The following is a 17,295-nucleotide window of genomic DNA, read 5'->3' as shown; positions in this document are numbered from 1 at the left end:
CCCCGGGGGTGGGGGCCGCGCGACCCCGCCACGGAGAGGGGGACTGCGCCCTACGAAAGGCCCCCTCGCCGGCCGCTTCGCGGCCACCTCTCCCCCGCATCGCGGTGGGCGAGGAACCCAGGTCTTGAGAGGTCGGCGCGCGACCCCCTCTGTCGCCTTCGGCGACATCTCCTCCACTTGGGTCCCCTTTGGGGGGGAGATCGGCAGTTTCGCCGTCGACCCTCGCTTCCTCGCTGGTCAAAATCCTCGCGGCTTGGCACAGTCGGGCAAAGAGGAGCTTGTCCATGCCGAAGACCGCCAATGCGACGAAACCAAAACCCTGGGCCGAAATGGCGACGCATCTGGTCGATGTCGCCATGGGCCGCAAGCCCGCCGATCTCGTCATCCGCAACGGGCGCTGGGTCAACGTTCATTCGGGCGAGATCATCGCCGGCACCGACGTCGCCATCGCCGGCGGCCGCTTTGCCTATTGCGGGCCGAATGCCGGCCACGCCATCGGCCAGGGCACCAAGGTGGTCGATGCCGGCGGCCGCTATCTGGTGCCGGGGCTTTGCGACGCGCATATGCATGTCGAGAGCGGCATGGTGACAGTGACGGAATTCTGCCGCGCGGTGATTCCCCATGGCACCACATCGATGTTCATCGACCCGCATGAGATCGCCAACGTGCTCGGCCTGCCGGGTGTCCGGCTGATGCATGACGAGGCGGTCGCCATGCCGGTCAACGTGCTCGTGCAGATGCCGTCCTGCGTGCCCTCCGCCCCGGGGCTGGAGCATGCCGGCGCCGAGCTGACCGTCGCCGATGTTGCCGAGGCGATGACCTGGGAGAACATTATCGGGCTCGGCGAGGTGATGAATTTTCCCGGCGTCGCCGCCAATGATCCGGTGATGTCGGGCGAGATCGCCGCGACGGTGAGGGCCGGCAAGACCGTCGGCGGGCACTATGCCTCGCGCGATCTCGGCCTGCCGTTCCACGGCTACGTCGCCGGCGGCCCGGAGGACGACCACGAAGGCACGCGCGCCGAGGACGCCATCGCCCGCGTCCGCCAAGGCATGAAGGCGATGCTGCGGCTGGGCTCGGCCTGGTACGACGTGGCCTCGCAGATCAAGGCGGTGACCGAGAGCGGGCTCGACCCGCGCAACTTCATCCTGTGCACCGACGACAGCCATTCCGGCACGCTGGTGCATGAAGGCCACATGGACCGGGTCGTGCGCCACGCCATCAGCCAGGGCTTGAAGCCGGTGACCGCGATCCAGATGGCGACGCTCAACACCGCCCAGCATTTCCGGCTGGAGCGCGAGATCGGCTCGATCGCGCCGGGTCGGCTCGCCGATCTGCTGATCGTCTCCGACCTGGCCGAAATGACCATCGACGAGGTCTATGGCCGCGGGGTCAGGCTGGCCAAGGGCGGCAAGCTCGAAATCGACATTCCGGCCTATGATTATCCAAAGACGGCGAAGAACACCGTCAAGCTCGGCAAGAAACTCAAGGCAGGCGATTTCGACATCGCGGCACCCATGGGCGCCAACGAGGTCCGGGTGCGCGTCATCGGCGTCATCGAGAACCAGGCGCCGACGCGGGCGCTCGAGGCCGATCTTGCGGTCGAGGACGGGCTGGTCGCCATGGACCGCCGCAACGACGTTTGTCAGATCGCACTGGTCGAGCGTCACAAGGGCACCGGCGGCGTCACCAACGCCTTCGTCTCCGGCTTCGGCTATATCGGCGACTGCGCCATGGCCTCCAGCGTGGCGCACGATGCCCATCACATCATCGTCGTCGGCACCAACAAGCAGGACATGGCTCTGGCCGTGAACCGGCTGGGCGAGGTCGGCGGCGGCGTCGTGCTGTTCTCCAAGGGCAAGGAGCTGGCGCTGGTCGAAATGCCGATCGCCGGGCTGATGTCGGACGAGCGGGCGGAAATCGTCGCCGCAAAGGCGGACCAACTCAGCGACGCCATGCGCCAGATGGGCTGCTCGCTCAACAACGCCTATATGCAGCACTCGCTGCTGGCGCTGGTCGTCATCCCGGAGCTGCGGATTTCCGATGTCGGCCTGATCGACGTGACGACTTTTCAGAAGGTCGATCTGTTCGTTTAGCGCCGTCGAAATGCTGGCTCGACAAGTCGCAATTTCTCAGCTTCCCGCGATCCCTTTCAGGGGCAAATCGCGTACTCTGAAGATTAGCCGAAACATCCCTCGCTTCGTCATCCCAGGGCGGAGCAGGAGCGAAGCGACGTCGCGGAGACCCTGGGATCCATGCCGTTACATCTGTGGCACACGAAAGCGGACCAGAATTCGAGCGCCTTGTGGCACCGGCAGACATTCCAGCGATGATGACGTGCGAAGGGCAACGCGCTGTTGCTGATACAAGCTATTCCGACCGCAGCAATCTTCGGCAGGTGTAATGGCATGGATCCCAGGGTCTGCGCTCCGCTTCGCGTTCGCTCCGCCCTGGGATGACGAAGGCTTATGCTTAATCGCCAGCGTCGGCGGCCGCTTCACCCGCCGGTGGCGATGGTCAGCACCTTGAACGGCGTGGTGATGACGATTTCGGCGACCGAGCCGACGGCCTTGCCAAGGCCCTGGCCGAGATTGTCGAGCTGGGCCGGCGCGGTCTCTTCGGAGGCGAGGCCCGCCGGGGCGCGCAGGCGGTCGCCGAGCAGCTGCACCAGGAACGGGTTGTCGGCGAATTTGGCGTGGTTCAGCCGGTCGCCGCCCTTGGTCTTGGTCAGGTCGACCACCGAGACGCCATAGCTGGCGAGGTCGGCCGCGTCGCCATAGTCGCCGACGCGCGGCTTGTCGCCGGAGATCAGGGTCGACAGCCTGAGCGCCCGGTCGTCGCCCGAAAGCAGCACGGCGAACGGCTTGTCTGGCTTGCCGTAGCGGATCATCTGCTTCTTGAACACGTCGACGTCGATGTCGGGCGAGGCAAGGATGACATAGCCGAGCTTGCCGCCGAGGTCGCGCTCGCCGGTGATGGCAAGCTGGCGCAATGCTTCCATGGTCACCCAGGTTCCCATCGAGTGGGCGATGATATCGATGCTCTTGGCGCGGCTCTTGGCGAGCATGCGCAGCGTCGCTTCGAGATCGTCGCGCGCCGCATTGGCGCTTTCCTTGTCGTAGATGTAGCCGGTGGTCTTGCCGCTCGACGCCCAAGAAAACAGCACCGGCGTTCCCGGGTATTTGGTGTCGTGCGCGATCTGCGTCAGCCGGTAGATGCCGTCGTCGAAGCCGTTGTTGAAGCCGTGCACGAAAACCAGCGCGCGGTCGCCGCGCATCGCGATGTCGGCGCCGACCGCCTTGGCGAATTGCGGCGCGCCTTCGTAGAAGGTGACGCCGGTCGCCGTGAAATCCTTCGCCGGATTGCTGTTGGCCGAGCCCTTGACCCGCTCGATGGCGCCGAGCTGGTGGATTTTGGGCACCGTCACCTCGACGCTGGCAAAGCTGGTGGTCGGCGAACGGTCGCCGTCGAACACCTGCCGGGGCTCCTTCGTTGCCCTTTGCCGGGTTGTAGCGACGAAGATCTTGTGCGTCGCCGCGATATCCGAAGCAGGCACGGTGATCGTCGTCTTGTTGAGCAAGTCGTGCGTGTTCTGGCCGGCGCAGCCTGCCAGCGCGAGCGCGAACGCAACGACGAGAAAGATCTTCGAAGGCACGATCACGCGGGCTCCCGCAAAGGCGACGTCGAGCCGGAGACGTCTTGGCCTATTCGATAGAGGCAGAGGCCGGTACGGTCCAGTTCAAACTGTTCCGATGGTGCGGCAAGGGTCAACAATGACTGCTGCGCAATGCAGCTATTGTCCGACCGAGGCGATGCGGTCTGTCACCTCGCGGTCGCTGGCAAACCCGTCATCCTCGCGCAGCTTCTGGCCGATCAACTGCACCAATTCCGGATTGTCGGCGAATTTGGTGTGGTTGAAGCGGTCGGTTCCCTTGACGCTGGAGAGATCGACGACCGACACGCCATAGCTGGCGAGGTCCGCGGCGTTCTTGTAGTCGCCGACGCGCGGCCGTGCGCCGGCGATCAGGCCGGAGAGCCGCAGCGCCCGGTCGTCGTCGGAGAGCAGCAGGATGAACGGCTTGTCCGGCTTGCCGTAGCGGCGCATCTGGCTCTTGAACACGTCGACGTCGATGTCGGGCGAGGCCAGCACGACGTCGCCGAGCTTGCCGCCGAGATCGCGGTCGCCGGTGATGGCGAGTTGGCGCAGCGCCTCCATGGTGACCCAGGTCCCCAGCGAATGGGCGACGATGTCGATGCGCCGCGCGCCGGTCTGCGCCAGCATTCTCAGCGTCACTTCGAGCTGGTCGCGGGCAACGCTGGCGCTTTCCTTGTCGTAGACGTAGTCAGTGGTCTTGGCGCCCGACGCCCAGGAAAACAGCACCGGTGTGCCCGGATAGCCGGAATCATGGGTGATCTGGGTGACGCGGTAGACCGCGTCGTCGAAGCCGGTGTTGTAGCCGTGGACGAAGACCATGACGCGGCCGCCGCGCGCCGCGATGTCGGCACTGAGCGCACTGGAGAATTTCGGCTGGGTGTCGTAGCCGACGACCTCGGAAGCCATGAAGTATTTGGCCGGATCGTCCGACTTGCCGCGCGAGCGGCGCTCGATCTGGCCTGTCTTGTGGATGCCGGGGACGGTGACGTTGACGCGGGCATAGTTCAGCGTCGCCGAGCGCTCGCCGTCGAAGACCTTGTTGGGGTCGTCGGAGCGCTTGCGCGTGGTGGCGATGAAGATCGAGTGATTGCCGGCGATTTCCGTCACCGGCACCGCCATCATGGCGCTGCCGAGCAGTTCCTCGGTTTGGCGGCCGCCGCAGCCGGCGAGCAGCGCGGCAAGAACAATGATGCAAATCGTCTTCAAGGGCACTTAAGCAATTCCACTCCGGCCTAACCAAAGGCCCATCCACCTCCGCCGCACCTCCCGGACAGGCGAAGTGCGGCAGAAGTAAGTCGCAGGCGCCGAAATGCGCTCAGCGCCTAGCGACTGCCATCGCAGTGTTGCGCGAAAGCCAGAACGGCGGCAGGAAGGCCGGGATGTTGGAAAACGGCAGCACTTCCGGCTTCAGCCTTATGCCGAGCACGTCGGTCATGAAGGCGCGGCGCGCCTCGATGCGGCGCCAGGCTTCGGGATAGCGCGCGGCGATCTCTTCGCGCAGCGCCTCGTCGGCCAGCGCGATGCCGTCCTCGATGTTGGTGGTGAAGTAATCGGTGCCGGTCGCCGGAATGATGTCGACCTGCAAGGCCATGCCCGACTTCAATCTGATGTCGGAGCCGGAAAATACCGGCGAATGCATCCATTCGTCGATATGGATGAGATGGCCGGGATTGAGCGATACGCCGAAGAACGGATCGCCGATGCGGTCGTGCACCGCTTGCCACAACGCGCCGCCGGGAACACCGATGCCGACCGTCTCGTACCAGTCGACGACGGCGCAGAAATAGGGCGCGACCAGTCTCTCGACATAGTCCTGGATGCCCCTTGGAAGCTCGGCCGCGTCCTCGACCAGAAAACCGGCGCGGGCGTTGAGCGAGCCCCGGATGCCGTAGGCCATGGTGATCGGGTCGCCGCGCTTGATGATTTCGAGGCGCGGGCTTGGCAAGCCATAGGCCGCGCGCCTGCCGGCCGACAGCATCGGGTGGCAGCATTGCGGCAGGCCGTTGATGCCCATCAGCCGCGCCGCCTGCAATTCGGTCATTCCGGGTTCGATGCTTTGCAGCACATTGCGCAGGCCTTGCGAGGAATAGGTCGCGGCGAATTCGAACGCGGCCAGCTGGTCGGCCTCGTTGATGGCGCGCAGGCCGTCGGCAGGGTTCATCAAAAGGTTCGCCGCGTTGACGATCACGCCCCTATCGCCGGCAAGGCTGCGCAAAGTGTCGGCGATGAAGGACGGCAGGTCGAGCGTCGTTTCGCCAAAACCGGCATCGCCGGAGCCGAACGGCTTCCAGCCGATGGCGCCGATGCGCTGGCCGGCCTTCAGGCCGCAATCGACGAGGATGTCGGCCAGCGCTTGCGAGCGGTCGCGCGGCTGCGCCGGCAGCGAAAACGTCTGGTAGAGCACGCGCTCATACGGCCCGTCGCAGATCTCGGCATAGCCCCAGCCCTCATTGCCGACCAGCAGTTTCGGCGACTTGCCGGGAACGATGACCAGCAGCGTCTCCTCGAAGCGCGGATCGTAGCCGCAGAGATAGGCGACATTGGCCGCATGTTCGCGGTCGCCATAGACGACGAAGGCATCGAATCCGCCGCGCGCGACCAGTGCCGCGATGCGGGCCTCATAGGTGGCGCGCGTAACCAGCGGCATCACCGTCGGCTCGCCGAACTCCGGCAGCGACACGGTTTTCTGGGCCACCGATGCGACAGGCATGAACAGGCGCTCCTAGCGGCCAACGAAGTTTTGGGAACACCCTTTCGGGGTGGCCGGACAATGGCTTCGCGAGGCCGGATATGCAATAGCGGGACCGAATTCGGCTAGCCTGTGGGGTGCTCTTGCCATGACCAGTTTCTCCTCTCGCGTCGCTGCCGCCGCTGCCGCGATCCGCGAGATCTTTCCGGAAACGCCGCTGCAGGAAAACGACTATCTGTCGAAGAAGACCGGCGCGCGGGTGCTTCTGAAGCGCGAGGACCTGACGCCGGTGCGCTCCTACAAGATCCGCGGCGCCTTCAACTTCTTCCGCAAGACGCTCGCCGCCGGCAACGCTGCCGAGCTGTTCGTCTGCGCTTCGGCCGGCAATCACGCGCAGGGCTTTGCCTTCGTCTGCCGCCATTTCGGCAAAAAGGGCGTTGTCTTCATGCCGGTGACGACGCCGCAGCAGAAGATCGACAAGACGCGGCTGTTCGGCGGCGAATTCGTCGAGATCAGGCTGGTCGGCGATTTCTTCGACGACTGCTACCACGCGGCACTCGAATTCACCGAAACTGCCGGCGCACACATGGTGCCGCCTTTCGACCACAAGGACATCATCGAAGGGCAGGCGACCGTCGCCTACGAGATATCAGGCCAGATGCCCGGCGCGCGCATGGCTGATATCGTCATGCTGCCGGTCGGCGGCGGTGGCCTGGCCGCTGGCGTCACCCATTATTTCGCCGACCAGCACCGCGAGACACGTTTCGTCTTTTGCGAGCCGGCCGGCGCCCCGAGCCTGAGCGAGAGCCTTGCCGCCGGAAAGCGGATCAAGCTCGCCAAGGTCGACAATTTCGTCGACGGCGCAGCGGTGGCCGAGATCGGCCGCGAGCCGCTGCGCCACCTCAGGGAATTTGCCGCCGACACCGTGCGGCTGATCCCGGAAAACCGGCTCTGCGCAACCATGATCGAAATGCTCAATGTCGAAGGCGTCGTGCTCGAGCCGGCGGGCGCGCTGGCGATCGATGCACTCAAGGATTTTTCCAGGAAGGAAATCAGGGGCAAGACCATCGTTGCTGTGGTGTCCGGCGGCAATTTCGATTTCGAGCGGCTGCCGGATGTGAAGGAACGGGCGCTGCGCTTCGAGGGCTTGAAGAAATACTTCATCATCCGCTTTCCGCAGCGGCCCGGCGCGTTGCGCGATTTCCTCGAATTGCTTGGCCCTGACGACGACATCGCCCGCTTCGAATATCTGAAGAAATCGGCGCGCAATTTCGGTTCGGTGCTGATCGGCATCGAAACCAAGGACCGCCGCAACTTCGACCTGCTCAAGGCGAATTTCGATGCCGAGAGCGTCCATTACCAGGACATCACCGACAACGAGACGCTCGCCGGGTTCATCATATGAGCAGCAACGATCTTCCGAACACTCCGGCGAAGGTTTTTATCGCGCTGTTCTCCGGCATCAATGTCGGCGGCAACCGCATCGTCAAAATGGCGGAACTCAGGTCATTCTTCGAGCAGCTCGGCTTCTCCGATGTCGCCACCTATGTGCAGAGCGGCAACGCCGTCTTCCGGTCGCCAGAAGGCGATGCAGTCACGCTGACCAGGCAGCTCGAAGCGGAATTCGAGAAGAAATGGGGGTTCCATTCGCGCATCATGGTGCGCGATCTCGGCTGGCTCGAGCGGCTGGCGGCGGACAATCCCTATCCGGAAGTGGCCGGCGAGCCGACCAAGCTGCACGCCTATGCGCTGGAGCACCAGCCGACCGCCGAAGAGATCGCCCGGCTGGCGGAAAAATGCACCGGGCCTGAACGCTTCGAGATCAGGGGCGACGTGCTCTACCTGCATGCGCCCGACGGGCTCGGCAAATCGGTCTTTGCCAATCTCATTCCGCGCGTTCTGAAGGTGCCCGGCACGGCGCGAAACTGGCGCACCGTGCTGATGCTGCTGGAGATGGCCAACGCCGGCCGTTGATAGGTCTTCTACGCGGCCGGAGCGCGTTTCCAGTCGAATGCCAGCTCTTCACGGAAGGCGAAGCGCTTGATGTGCTCGGCGACGACCGTTTCCAGGCGCTCGAGCGAGCCGGCTTCATCGGTCGTCACTGCAATGTGCAGCGCTGCCGGGTCGGCATCGAGAACCGTGCGGCCGAGTGTCAGATCGATGGTGCCGTGGTTCGGGTCGAATTCGACGGGAAACTTGTGCGCCCAATGTTTGCACAGCTGCTGCAGATAGCGGCTGGCATGTTCGGTGGCGACGTCGACATGGCTGCTCGGCATGAATGAATTCTCCCTGGGAATGCGGACGCGAAAACCGAACCAGGGCCCTCCTACGTCCGTTCAAAATGGCGTGATCGGCTACCAGCTGCCCGTGTTCGGCATCGACGCCCACGGCTCGGCCTTCGGCTTTGCCGGACCTTTCTGCAACAGCTCGATCGAGATGCCGTCCGGCGATTTGACGAACGCCATGTTGCCGTCGCGCGGCGGCCGGTTAATGGTAACGCCATTGTCCATCAGCCGCTGGCAGGTGGCGTAGATGTCGTCGACCTCATAGGCGAGATGGCCGAAATTGCGGCCGCCCTTGTAGTCTTCCGGATCCCAATTGTAGGTCAGCTCGACCAGCGGCGCCTTCTCGGAGATGCCGCTTCGCTCGTCTTCAGGCGCGGCGAGGAAGATCAGCGTGTAGCGGCCTTGCTCGTTTTCATGGCGGCGCACTTCCTTGAGGCCAAGCTTGTTGCAGTAGAAATCGAGCGAGGCATCGATGTCGGCGACGCGGACCATGGTGTGCAGATAGCGCATGATTTCCTCCTTATGTTGCGTTGCGGCGCAACATAGGGGCGGCCCGGCCAAAGGGCAATTGGCCACGCTTGCCGGCGCCGGCAAACGGCAAATCCGCTATTCCTGTACGGAACCGTGAAAAAAGGCACGTCAGGTCTTGCACACACCGGAAGCCGCGGTGTTAATCTGATACCAAGAATCAGTTGCAGTGTTTCTTGAAAAAAGGGGGCGTTCTTATGGGGGAAAAGGCCTCTTTCATGGGGCGGGACGGGGCCGGTAACGATGCGTTGAAGCGGGATGAGAGCGCCGATACGGCCGATCTCGTCGAAATCGCCGGCGCCATCAAATGGTTCGACGTGGCCAAGGGCTACGGTTTCATCCTTCCCGATGATGGTTCTTCGGGCGACATCCTCCTCCATGTGACGTGCCTTCGAAAGGACGGTTTTCAGACCGCCCTGGAAGGCGCCCGCGTCGTCTGCCTGGTCAAGCAGGGCGAGCGCGGGCTGCAGGCCTTCCGCGTGCTCTCGATGGATGTCTCCACGGCGGTGCATCCGGCGGAGATGCAGGAGCAGCGCACCCATGTCGCGGTAACGCCGGAAAGCGGCCTCGAACGGGCGCTGGTGAAATGGTTCAACCGCACCAAGGGGTTCGGCTTTCTGACCCGGGGCGAGGGCACCGAGGACATTTTCGTCCACATGGAGACGCTGCGCCGCTACGGCATCACCGAACTCCGGCCGGGCCAGGTGGTGCTGGTCCGCTTCGGACGCGGCGACAAAGGCCTTATGGCTGCCGAAATTCATCCCGATATGGGTACCTTGCCGGTCTCGCATTAGTTCCGGCCGAGGATTTCATATGGCTCACAGGAACCGGCTGACGGCGGGCGCGCTCTGCGCCGGGATTTTCCTCATCGTCGCCACAAGTGCGTTCTTCTATTTTCAGCAACCGAGTTCGGCCGACGGCAAGGCGATGATCCTTCCCATCGACCCGGCGCCGCTTGTCGCGGTGACGAAGGCCGGCGAGCGTTCTTTTTCCGTCGAAATTGCCGACACGCCCGCCGAGCGCGAGGCCGGCCTGATGTTCCGCCGCCACATGGCGGACAATCACGGCATGCTGTTCGTGTTTGGTATGCCGCAGGATGTGAGCTTCTGGATGAAGAACACGCCGTTGCCGCTCGACCTGATCTTCGTCGGCCAGGACGGCCGGATCCGGGCGATCAGGCAAGGCGAGCCGCAGTCGGAGGCGATCATCTCGCCGGACGAGCCAGTGCGCTTCGTACTCGAGCTCAAGGCAGGCACCGCCGCCAAAAAGGGCCTTAAGGACGGCGACCTGCTGCGCCATCCTGCCATCGGCACGGCGCCCGGGCCGGCCGTGCCGCCGCTCCACAAGGGCGATGCGCCGAATGTCGATTCCGACTGAACGGGCAGGATCTTCGGCCGATGCAGTTCTTCTCCCATGACGGTTTCGACCTTGCTTTCCTTGACCGCCAGCCGGCATCGGGGCAGGGCGATCCGGTGCTGATGATCCACGGCTTTGCCTCGAGCCATTACGTCAACTGGGTGTCGCCCGGCTGGTTCAAGACGCTGAACGACGCCGGCTACCGCGCGATCGCCTTTGACAATCGCGGCCATGGCTCGTCGTCGAAAAGCTATGACGAAGCGGACTACACGCCGGCAAAAATGGCGTCCGACGCGGCAGCGCTTTTGAACCATCTCGGCATCGAACGCGCCCATGTCATGGGTTACTCGATGGGCGCGCGCATATCGGCGTTCCTGGCGCTCTCCGACCCGGACAAGGTGGCGACGCTGGTCTTCGGCGGTCTCGGCATCGGCATGGTCGACGGCGTCGGCGACTGGGATCCGATAGCCGACGCCCTTCTGGCCGAGGACCCGGCAGGCACCAGCGACCCGCGCGGCCGCTCGTTCCGTGCCTTCGCCGACCAGACCCGCAGCGATCGCCGGGCGCTCGCCGCCTGCATCGCCACCTCGCGCGAATTGCTGAGCGAGGCCGACATTGCCCGCATTGCCCAGCCGACGCTGATCGCCGTCGGCACCAAGGACGACATCGGTGGCTCGCCGGATGAGCTTGCCGCCTTGATGCCCAACGCCAGGGCTTTTCACATCGAGGGCCGCGACCATATGCTGGCCGTCGGCGACAAGACCTTCAAGCAGCGTGTGTTGGAGTTTTATGCCGAAAATCCGCTGTGAACTGGCGACAGGTGCATTGCCACCATTGGGAAAGCGCGCTGTCGGGCGCGATCGCAACAGGCAGCTAGTGGTGAAAGCCTGACGCATGGTACCAGAAACTCAACTACCGCTCAGGGTGGAAAGCTGATATTCGCTTCGTTAGGGTTAAGGCATGACGTTCGACCCACTACTGATCACCCTCATTGCGCCAGCGGTCCTAATCGTCGGCTCCGCTATTGGTTTGCGGTTTGGGCTTCCCCTCTGGATCGCCCTCTCCATGACCGGGATTGTTCTGGCTGTGGGCGGATATGTTCTTCGTGGGGGTGTTAATCAAAGCTGCCTCATCGACGAGAGCGAGTGCGTTGGCGCAACAGCTACCGCCTATGTCATTTCGGCATTCTGGTTCGTGGCCGTTGTAATACTAATGGTCAGTGCGGCCCGGAACATGCGAAAACATAGCGGGCGCGCAACACGCAAGCCTTGAGGGTCCGCAAAGGGTCGAACCCTGCCACTAGAACCTGTCCGAGTCATGCCTCAAGCGCTTCGATCGACCGCGCCATGTTCTGCCTGGCCTGTGCTTCGAACCGCTGCCGGAACTCCTCGGTGTGAAAGATATGCGGGCGGGCGAGGAAACTCTTCAGAACAGCACTGCGGCCGGCACGCCACATCGGCTCTTCCACCCAGCCATATTCACGGCGAACCGCCTGTTCATAGGCATCGAAGGCGTCAGGCGTCGCACCCAGGATCGCCAGGTCCATGTCGAGGAACAGCGCTGCGTCGCGGACGGCATTGCCGTCGCCAAAGTGCGGCAACTCATGCGTGGCGGTGGCGATGATCATCGCCGTGATGCGGCCGACGCGCTGCTCATCCGTGCGGCCGGCGAGCTTTTTCTCGGCAAGGGCGGCGCTCTTGGCTTCGTTGTCCTTGGCGCGGCTGTCGTAGATCGCGTCGTGAAACCAGATCGCTGCTTCGACTGCTTCAGGATCATGCAGCAACGCCTTGTAATCATTGGCCAGCGCCAGCATCGCCTCGATGTGGCCAAGGTCGTGGTAGTGGCGATCTTCGGCCTCATAGAGCGCGGAAAGCTCGCGCTTCAGCGTCTCGTCGATCAAGGTTGCGTTTTCCATGGCTGCTTGAAATTCCGCCAACCAAATCCATTTGACGAAGCACTAAGGAAAATTGAGTTCACCCGTGCTATGATCTGGCTTATAGGTGCGGCCGGAGAATAGGCAAGCCGCCAACCGAGACATTGGATGGCCGAGACATTGGATGGCCGGAGACATCAGATGAACAGCGTTACGATTTCCCGTCCCACCAGGGTGCAGCCGGTAGATCCGATCTGGCGTTCGATCCGCGACGAAGCGATGGAAGCGGTCAACCGCGATCCGCTGCTGGCGGCGTTCCTCTATTCGACCATCCTCAATCAGGAAAATCTGGAAGAAGCGGTCATTCACCGGCTGGCCGAGCGCCTCGCCCACCAGGACATCGGCTCCGACCTCATTCGCCAGACGTTCAAGGCGATGGCGGCCGACGACAAGGACTGGTCGACGACGGTGCGCGTCGACATCCAGGCCTATTACGACCGCGATCCGGCCTGCGACCGCTTCATCATGCCGGTGCTCTACTTCAAGGGTTTTCATGCCATCCAGACGCACCGGCTGGCGCATTGGCTGTGGAACCAGGGCCGCCAGGATTTCGCACTGTATCTGCAGAGCCGGTCGTCCTCGGTGTTCCAGACCGACATCAACCCGGCCGCCCGCATCGGCAAGGGCATCTTCCTCGACCACGCCACCGGCCTCGTCGTCGGCCAGACGGCGGTGATCGAGGACGACGTGTCGATCCTGCACGGCGTGACGCTGGGCGGCACCGGCAAGGCCGGCGGCGACCGCCATCCCAAGATCCGCTACGGCGTGCTGATCGGCGCCGGCGCCAAGATCCTCGGCAACATCGAGATCGGCCATTGCTCGAAGATCGCGGCCGGCTCGGTGGTGCTGTCGCCGGTGCCGCACAACAAGACGGTTGCCGGCGTGCCGGCCCGCGTCGTCGGCGAGACCGGCTGCGACCAGCCTTCGCGGCAGATGGACCAGCTGTTGCCATCGCAGACGATGGACCACGTCGTCAGCTTCGACATCTGAGCGCTCGGGCAGGGGCTTGGGCAAGGGCTTGTCGCGTCGGACCAACTATCGATGTCGGCGCCGCCCCTCGTCTGCCTGCCGGCATCTTCTCCCCGTATAGTGACGGGGAGAAGGGGCTGACCGTAGCGTCGGCGCCCTTTCAGCAACGCTGGAGATTGGCGAAATCCTTTGTGAAGGCGTTCCTTCTCCCCGTCACTATACGGGGAGAAGTGCCCGGCAGGGCGATGAGGGGCGGCGCCGACTTGAGGCGATTGCCCGTCTTCTCTCGTCGGCTTTGCCTTTACATGGTCATTGTCGACGTGTCAGAAGCGCGCTCAAACGAGCAAGCGACGATCGGAGAAGACTGTTGAAGCCGGACGAAATCAGAAAGCTGGACGCCTATTTCAAGCGCACCTTCCAGAACCCCAAACTCGAAGTGAAGGCGCGGCCGCGCAAGGAAGATTCGGCCGAGGTCTATGTCGGCGACGAGTTCCTCGGCATCGTCTTCAAGGACGAGGACGACGGCGACTATAATTTCTCGATGGCGATCCTCGACATCGATCTGGCCTGAGCCGGGAATTTAGCTGGCCGGACCTGCTTGTTGCAGGCGGGACCGCCTGACGGAGCGCAAACCTCGGAGACTGGCTGGAGCATCCCTCCCTTCGTCATCCCAGGGCGGAGCAACGAGCGAAGCGACGCGGCGCAGACCCTGGGATCCATGCCGTTACCTCGCGGCAGTGCTCCGTTCTGACCAGAATCGAATGCTTCTTGGCACCGGCTGAGCGTCCTCTACCAACCAGTCCCGCGAAAAAGTTCGAACCACTCTGGATTGGTCTTCTCGATCAGCTCGATCTTCCACCGGCGTGGCCAGCGCTTCAGCGACTTCTCGCGCTGGATGGCGTTGCGAATGTCGAAATGTTCCTCGTACCAGACCAGACGCTGTACGCCGTAGCGGCTGGTGAAGCGCGAGCCTTCGCCAGATTTGTGCTCCGGCATGCGGCGGCCGAGGTCGTTGGTGACACCGATGTAGATCGTGCCGCGCTTCTGGCTTGCAGTCATGTAGGCATAGCCGGTCATGGCTGAAGGGTAGTAGGCATTGTTGCGTACGCAAGCACCGTTCTGAGCCGCTGCATTCTTCGACTGGCGTAACGGCATGGATCCTAGGGTCTCCGCGACGTCGCTTCGCTCCTGCTCCGCCCTAGGATGACGAAGGCGTGGTGGGCCTACAGCTAATCGCAAACCCTGGAGATTGGTAGCCCGATTGGCGGGGCTCCAGCCCAAAGCCCTTCAGGGCCGGTCAAAGGACCAAGCCCTAACGCCCAGTCTTCAGCACACGCGCTGCCTCGCCCGAAATCGCCGCGTCGAGCGCCTGCCAGTCGCCGAGGAATTCCCGGGGGAAGCGGTAGGTGAGGCTGAGATTGTCGCCGACCAGGATGTCGCGCTCGCAGGGCGCCAGCGATTCGTCCGCGCTCGGGCCGCTCAGGCAGCGGGCGACGAACGGATCCCTGCCGGGGCGGTCGGCGACCGCCAGCACTTCGTTGAGATAGCCTGATTTTTCGCTGAAGGCGTAAAGCGTGGTGCCGCCAGGGCCGGGCGTACCCGGCTTGGCGATCAGCGCGCTGTAAATCGGCGCGAAGCGGCCGCTCATGTCGCGCGACATCATCTGCGGCTCGAACGACAGGAAGACGATGTCCTTGCTGGGTCCGGTGTGATTGAAGTCGTTGCGGGCAGCCTCGCTGTAGCCGTCCATCTCGGGATAGCGCAGGTAGAGGTCGAGCCGCGAGGCGATGCCGTCGCGCCGGGCCTGGGCAAAGCGGATGACATTGGCCGGCACGGCGATGATGTTGTTGCCGATGACGACCTCGTAGACCGTGGTGTCGTCGGTGTACCCGGCCATGGCGATCGAGCGGCCGAACCATTTGCCGCCGAGGCTGATCGCCACCGAAAGCAGCGCCAGCGTCGCGAACGCATAAAACACCCGCTTCATCAGCGTCGAATCGACGACGCTGAGTTGCGGGCCCTCTGTGGCGGCTGCCTGCTTCATCGCGATCCTCGTTTGCCGTCCCGCCGGGTGTGCCTGGGCGGCACATCTCGGCGCGGCACGGCTCTTGCTTCGCAGCTTTTGCAGGCGACTGTGCGATTTCATGGTAAACGGAAGGTAAAGATGGGCCCGGTCGAACAAATCATCTTCAGTTTTATGGCTGGGCTGACGGCTTGCGGCCTGGCCGGATCGGCGATGGAGCTGATCGCCGGCCGTAGGCTTGCCTTCGTCCAGCCCTATGTATCGTCGAAGCACATGCTGCGCTCGCTCGCCGCGACGGCTTGCGCCGGGCCGCTGATGTTCGTCAACGAGGCGCTGGACGCCTGGCGCGAGCGTCGCATCTCGGTGCTGGGGCTGATCTCCTGCGGCTGTACCGCAACCATCTGGGCGCTGGCGCTGGGCATGGTGGTGATCGCCATTGCGTCCTGGGCGGCTTCGCTTCTAGGGTCTGGCAGCTTGTCGGTGTGAGACGATCTGGAGACAGCAATGCCGATCTACGCGATTGACGGAAAAGCGCCCGCCTTCGAGGACCCCGACAGCAACTGGATCGCGCCCGACGCCACTCTGATCGGCAATATCAGGATCGGCCGCAATGCCGGCTTCTGGTTCAGCGTCGTCGTCCGCGGCGACGACGAGCCGATCGTCATCGGCGCCGACACAAACGTGCAGGAGCACACAATCATGCACACCGACGCCGGCTTTCCGCTGACCGTCGGCCAAGGCTGCACGATCGGCCACCGTGCCCTGCTGCATGGCTGCACGATCGGCGACAACAGCCTGATCGGCATGGGCGCCATCGTTCTGAACGGCGCGAAGATCGGCAACAACTCGATGGTCGGCGCCGGTGCGCTGGTCACCGAAGGCAAGAAATTTCCCGACAATTCGCTGATCGTCGGCTCGCCCGCGCGCGTCGTCAGGATGCTCGACGAGGCCGCAATCGCCAGGCTGCGCGCCTCGGCCGCGCACTATGTGGCAAACGGCAGGCGGTTCAGGGCGGGGTTGAAGGAAGAACAATCGGCGATGCCCATGAAATAACGGAGCCGGGCCTTAGGATACCGAAAGCATAGCCCCTCCAAGTCAAACCGGCTGGGCGGTCGGCCGGAACAAGATCTCGTTGATATCGACGTCGTCGGGCTCGTTGATCGCGAAGGCGACCGTGCGGGCAAACGTATCTGGCCCCACGGCGATCTTGCTCACGAAGTCCCTGGTGCCCTGTTGGATATCCTGCTCGCTGATATGCTCGAGCAACTCTGTGCTGACAGCGCCCGGCGAGATCACCGTAGTCCGGATATTGTAGGGCTTCACCTCTTTCCGCAGACCCTCGGACAGCGCACGCACGGCGAACTTGGTGGCGCAATAGACTGCCGCACCCGGGTCGACCACATGGCCGTAGACGGACGAGACATTGATAATGTGCCCCGATCGCTGCTCCTTCATGTACGGAAGCGCGGCCGCGATGCCGTAAAGGACGCCCTTGATGTTGACGTCGATCATCCGGTCCCATTCGTCGACCTTGAGCCGTTCGAGCGGGGCTAACGGCATGAGGCCCGCATTGTTCAGCATCACGTCGATGCGGCCGAATTCCCGGACCGCCGTGTTCACCAGGTTCTGGACCTGGCCGGCGTCGGTGACGTCCGTTGTAACGGCCTTGGCCTTGAGCCCAGCGGCGGTCAGTTCCTGGACAAGGGCGTCGATGCGGTGTGACCGGCGTGCACCCAGCACCACGGAAGCGCCTCGTGCGGCAAGATGGCGTGCCGTCGCTTCACCGAGGCCACTGCTGGCACCGGTGATGACGACGACCTTGTTCTCGATTCCTTCGGACATGAGATTCTCCTAGAC

Annotated in this window: 19 protein-coding genes; 10 read left to right on the top strand and 9 right to left on the bottom strand. The window is 63.5% G+C overall.

Annotated features, from left to right (window positions below; all coding sequences use genetic code 11):
• The first annotated feature begins 284 nt into the window (after positions 1-284).
• Positions 285-2,096 (top strand): adenine deaminase, encoded by a 1,812-nt coding sequence (gene ade / locus NKH13_RS28560; protein WP_352720707.1) that lies wholly within the window; start codon positions 285-287, stop codon positions 2,094-2,096.
• Between the two features lie 401 nt (positions 2,097-2,497).
• On the opposite strand, the gene NKH13_RS28555 is transcribed toward ade, so the two are convergent.
• From NKH13_RS28555 to NKH13_RS28545, 3 genes are all read right to left on the bottom strand, one after another.
• Complete coding sequence (locus NKH13_RS28555) at positions 2,498-3,661, bottom strand: alpha/beta hydrolase (RefSeq protein WP_352720709.1); 1,164 nt, start codon at positions 3,659-3,661, stop codon at positions 2,498-2,500.
• 132 nt (positions 3,662-3,793) lie between these two features.
• Positions 3,794-4,867 (bottom strand): alpha/beta hydrolase, encoded by a 1,074-nt coding sequence (locus NKH13_RS28550; RefSeq protein WP_352451120.1) that lies wholly within the window; start codon positions 4,865-4,867, stop codon positions 3,794-3,796.
• Positions 4,868-4,970: 103 nt separating this feature from the next.
• Positions 4,971-6,365, bottom strand: a complete 1,395-nt coding sequence (locus NKH13_RS28545; RefSeq protein ID WP_352720710.1) for a hypothetical protein — start codon at positions 6,363-6,365, stop codon at positions 4,971-4,973.
• 127 nt (positions 6,366-6,492) lie between these two features.
• Here NKH13_RS28545 and ilvA point away from each other — a divergent pair, with 127 nt between their 5' ends.
• The gene (gene ilvA, locus NKH13_RS28540) at positions 6,493-7,749 is read left to right on the top strand and encodes a threonine ammonia-lyase IlvA (protein ID WP_352720712.1); all 1,257 of its coding nucleotides are present in this window, start codon (positions 6,493-6,495) and stop codon (positions 7,747-7,749) included.
• Positions 7,746-8,318, top strand: a complete 573-nt coding sequence (locus tag NKH13_RS28535) for a DUF1697 domain-containing protein (protein WP_352720714.1) — start codon at positions 7,746-7,748, stop codon at positions 8,316-8,318. Before ilvA ends, NKH13_RS28535 begins: the two co-directional genes overlap by 4 nt.
• A gap of 8 nt (positions 8,319-8,326) precedes the next feature.
• Here the strand turns inward: NKH13_RS28535 and NKH13_RS28530 are convergent, their stop codons facing one another.
• Both NKH13_RS28530 and gloA read right to left on the bottom strand, forming a co-directional pair.
• Positions 8,327-8,620: a DUF2218 domain-containing protein gene (locus tag NKH13_RS28530; protein ID WP_292664826.1), complete on the bottom strand. Its 294-nt coding sequence runs from the start codon at positions 8,618-8,620 to the stop codon at positions 8,327-8,329.
• A gap of 78 nt (positions 8,621-8,698) precedes the next feature.
• Positions 8,699-9,139, bottom strand: a complete 441-nt coding sequence (gene gloA / locus NKH13_RS28525) for a lactoylglutathione lyase (protein WP_352720717.1) — start codon at positions 9,137-9,139, stop codon at positions 8,699-8,701.
• Positions 9,140-9,354: 215 nt separating this feature from the next.
• On the opposite strand from gloA, the gene NKH13_RS28520 reads away from it, so the two are divergent.
• The 3 genes from NKH13_RS28520 to NKH13_RS28510 are packed head-to-tail and all read left to right on the top strand — an operon-like array spanning position 9,355 to position 11,322.
• Positions 9,355-9,951, top strand: coding sequence for a cold-shock protein (locus NKH13_RS28520; protein ID WP_502903730.1), 597 nt, complete (start codon positions 9,355-9,357; stop codon positions 9,949-9,951).
• A 19-nt stretch (positions 9,952-9,970) separates the two neighbouring features.
• On the top strand, positions 9,971-10,534 hold the full coding sequence (locus tag NKH13_RS28515) for a DUF192 domain-containing protein (protein WP_352720720.1): 564 nt from the start codon (positions 9,971-9,973) through the stop codon (positions 10,532-10,534).
• 20 nt (positions 10,535-10,554) lie between these two features.
• Entirely contained in the window at positions 10,555-11,322 is a 768-nt protein-coding gene (locus tag NKH13_RS28510) for an alpha/beta fold hydrolase (protein ID WP_352720722.1), read from the top strand.
• A gap of 506 nt (positions 11,323-11,828) precedes the next feature.
• Here NKH13_RS28510 and NKH13_RS28505 read toward each other — a convergent pair.
• Positions 11,829-12,428, bottom strand: a complete 600-nt coding sequence (locus tag NKH13_RS28505; protein WP_352720724.1) for an HD domain-containing protein — start codon at positions 12,426-12,428, stop codon at positions 11,829-11,831.
• A 159-nt stretch (positions 12,429-12,587) separates the two neighbouring features.
• Here NKH13_RS28505 and cysE point away from each other — a divergent pair, with 159 nt between their 5' ends.
• Both cysE and NKH13_RS28495 read left to right on the top strand, forming a co-directional pair.
• Positions 12,588-13,436, top strand: coding sequence for a serine O-acetyltransferase (gene cysE, locus NKH13_RS28500; RefSeq protein ID WP_023717455.1), 849 nt, complete (start codon positions 12,588-12,590; stop codon positions 13,434-13,436).
• Positions 13,437-13,782: 346 nt separating this feature from the next.
• Positions 13,783-13,986, top strand: coding sequence for a DUF3126 family protein (locus NKH13_RS28495; RefSeq protein ID WP_023674799.1), 204 nt, complete (start codon positions 13,783-13,785; stop codon positions 13,984-13,986).
• 218 nt (positions 13,987-14,204) lie between these two features.
• On the opposite strand, the gene NKH13_RS28490 is transcribed toward NKH13_RS28495, so the two are convergent.
• Positions 14,205-14,492, bottom strand: coding sequence for a GIY-YIG nuclease family protein (locus NKH13_RS28490; protein ID WP_352915922.1), 288 nt, complete (start codon positions 14,490-14,492; stop codon positions 14,205-14,207).
• Between the two features lie 235 nt (positions 14,493-14,727).
• Positions 14,728-15,459 (bottom strand): hypothetical protein, encoded by a 732-nt coding sequence (locus NKH13_RS28485; RefSeq protein WP_352720726.1) that lies wholly within the window; start codon positions 15,457-15,459, stop codon positions 14,728-14,730.
• 120 nt (positions 15,460-15,579) lie between these two features.
• Here NKH13_RS28485 and NKH13_RS28480 point away from each other — a divergent pair, with 120 nt between their 5' ends.
• Positions 15,580-15,924 (top strand): DUF6949 family protein, encoded by a 345-nt coding sequence (locus NKH13_RS28480; protein ID WP_352720728.1) that lies wholly within the window; start codon positions 15,580-15,582, stop codon positions 15,922-15,924.
• Positions 15,925-15,942: 18 nt separating this feature from the next.
• Positions 15,943-16,491 (top strand): gamma carbonic anhydrase family protein, encoded by a 549-nt coding sequence (locus NKH13_RS28475; RefSeq protein ID WP_352720730.1) that lies wholly within the window; start codon positions 15,943-15,945, stop codon positions 16,489-16,491.
• Positions 16,492-16,533: 42 nt separating this feature from the next.
• Here the strand turns inward: NKH13_RS28475 and NKH13_RS28470 are convergent, their stop codons facing one another.
• Positions 16,534-17,280: an SDR family oxidoreductase gene (locus NKH13_RS28470; protein ID WP_352915909.1), complete on the bottom strand. Its 747-nt coding sequence runs from the start codon at positions 17,278-17,280 to the stop codon at positions 16,534-16,536.
• Between the last annotated feature and the right edge of the window lie 15 nt (positions 17,281-17,295).

The organism is Mesorhizobium sp. M1348, from assembly GCF_040317925.1.
Classification (GTDB): Bacteria; Pseudomonadota; Alphaproteobacteria; order Rhizobiales; family Rhizobiaceae; genus Mesorhizobium.
The sequence above is the reverse complement of the archived record's forward strand: the minus strand, read 5'-3'. Positions and strand labels throughout refer to the sequence as shown.

Excerpts from the sequence above, each read along its gene's own strand:
- ade (WP_352720707.1), top strand. The coding sequence starts at position 285 with ATGCCGAAGACCGCCAATGCGACGAAACCAAAACCCTGGGCCGAAATG.
- NKH13_RS28545 (WP_352720710.1), bottom strand. The coding sequence starts at position 6,365 with ATGCCTGTCGCATCGGTGGCCCAGAAAACCGTGTCGCTGCCGGAGTTC.
- ilvA (WP_352720712.1), top strand. The coding sequence starts at position 6,493 with ATGACCAGTTTCTCCTCTCGCGTCGCTGCCGCCGCTGCCGCGATCCGC.
- NKH13_RS28535 (WP_352720714.1), top strand. The coding sequence starts at position 7,746 with ATGAGCAGCAACGATCTTCCGAACACTCCGGCGAAGGTTTTTATCGCG.
- NKH13_RS28530 (WP_292664826.1), bottom strand. The coding sequence starts at position 8,620 with ATGCCGAGCAGCCATGTCGACGTCGCCACCGAACATGCCAGCCGCTAT.
- gloA (WP_352720717.1), bottom strand. The coding sequence starts at position 9,139 with ATGCGCTATCTGCACACCATGGTCCGCGTCGCCGACATCGATGCCTCG.
- NKH13_RS28520 (WP_502903730.1), top strand. The coding sequence starts at position 9,355 with ATGGGGGAAAAGGCCTCTTTCATGGGGCGGGACGGGGCCGGTAACGAT.
- NKH13_RS28515 (WP_352720720.1), top strand. The coding sequence starts at position 9,971 with ATGGCTCACAGGAACCGGCTGACGGCGGGCGCGCTCTGCGCCGGGATT.
- NKH13_RS28510 (WP_352720722.1), top strand. The coding sequence starts at position 10,555 with ATGCAGTTCTTCTCCCATGACGGTTTCGACCTTGCTTTCCTTGACCGC.
- NKH13_RS28505 (WP_352720724.1), bottom strand. The coding sequence starts at position 12,428 with ATGGAAAACGCAACCTTGATCGACGAGACGCTGAAGCGCGAGCTTTCC.
- cysE (WP_023717455.1), top strand. The coding sequence starts at position 12,588 with ATGAACAGCGTTACGATTTCCCGTCCCACCAGGGTGCAGCCGGTAGAT.
- NKH13_RS28490 (WP_352915922.1), bottom strand. The coding sequence starts at position 14,492 with ATGACCGGCTATGCCTACATGACTGCAAGCCAGAAGCGCGGCACGATC.
- NKH13_RS28485 (WP_352720726.1), bottom strand. The coding sequence starts at position 15,459 with ATGAAGCAGGCAGCCGCCACAGAGGGCCCGCAACTCAGCGTCGTCGAT.
- NKH13_RS28480 (WP_352720728.1), top strand. The coding sequence starts at position 15,580 with ATGGGCCCGGTCGAACAAATCATCTTCAGTTTTATGGCTGGGCTGACG.
- NKH13_RS28475 (WP_352720730.1), top strand. The coding sequence starts at position 15,943 with ATGCCGATCTACGCGATTGACGGAAAAGCGCCCGCCTTCGAGGACCCC.
- NKH13_RS28470 (WP_352915909.1), bottom strand. The coding sequence starts at position 17,280 with ATGTCCGAAGGAATCGAGAACAAGGTCGTCGTCATCACCGGTGCCAGC.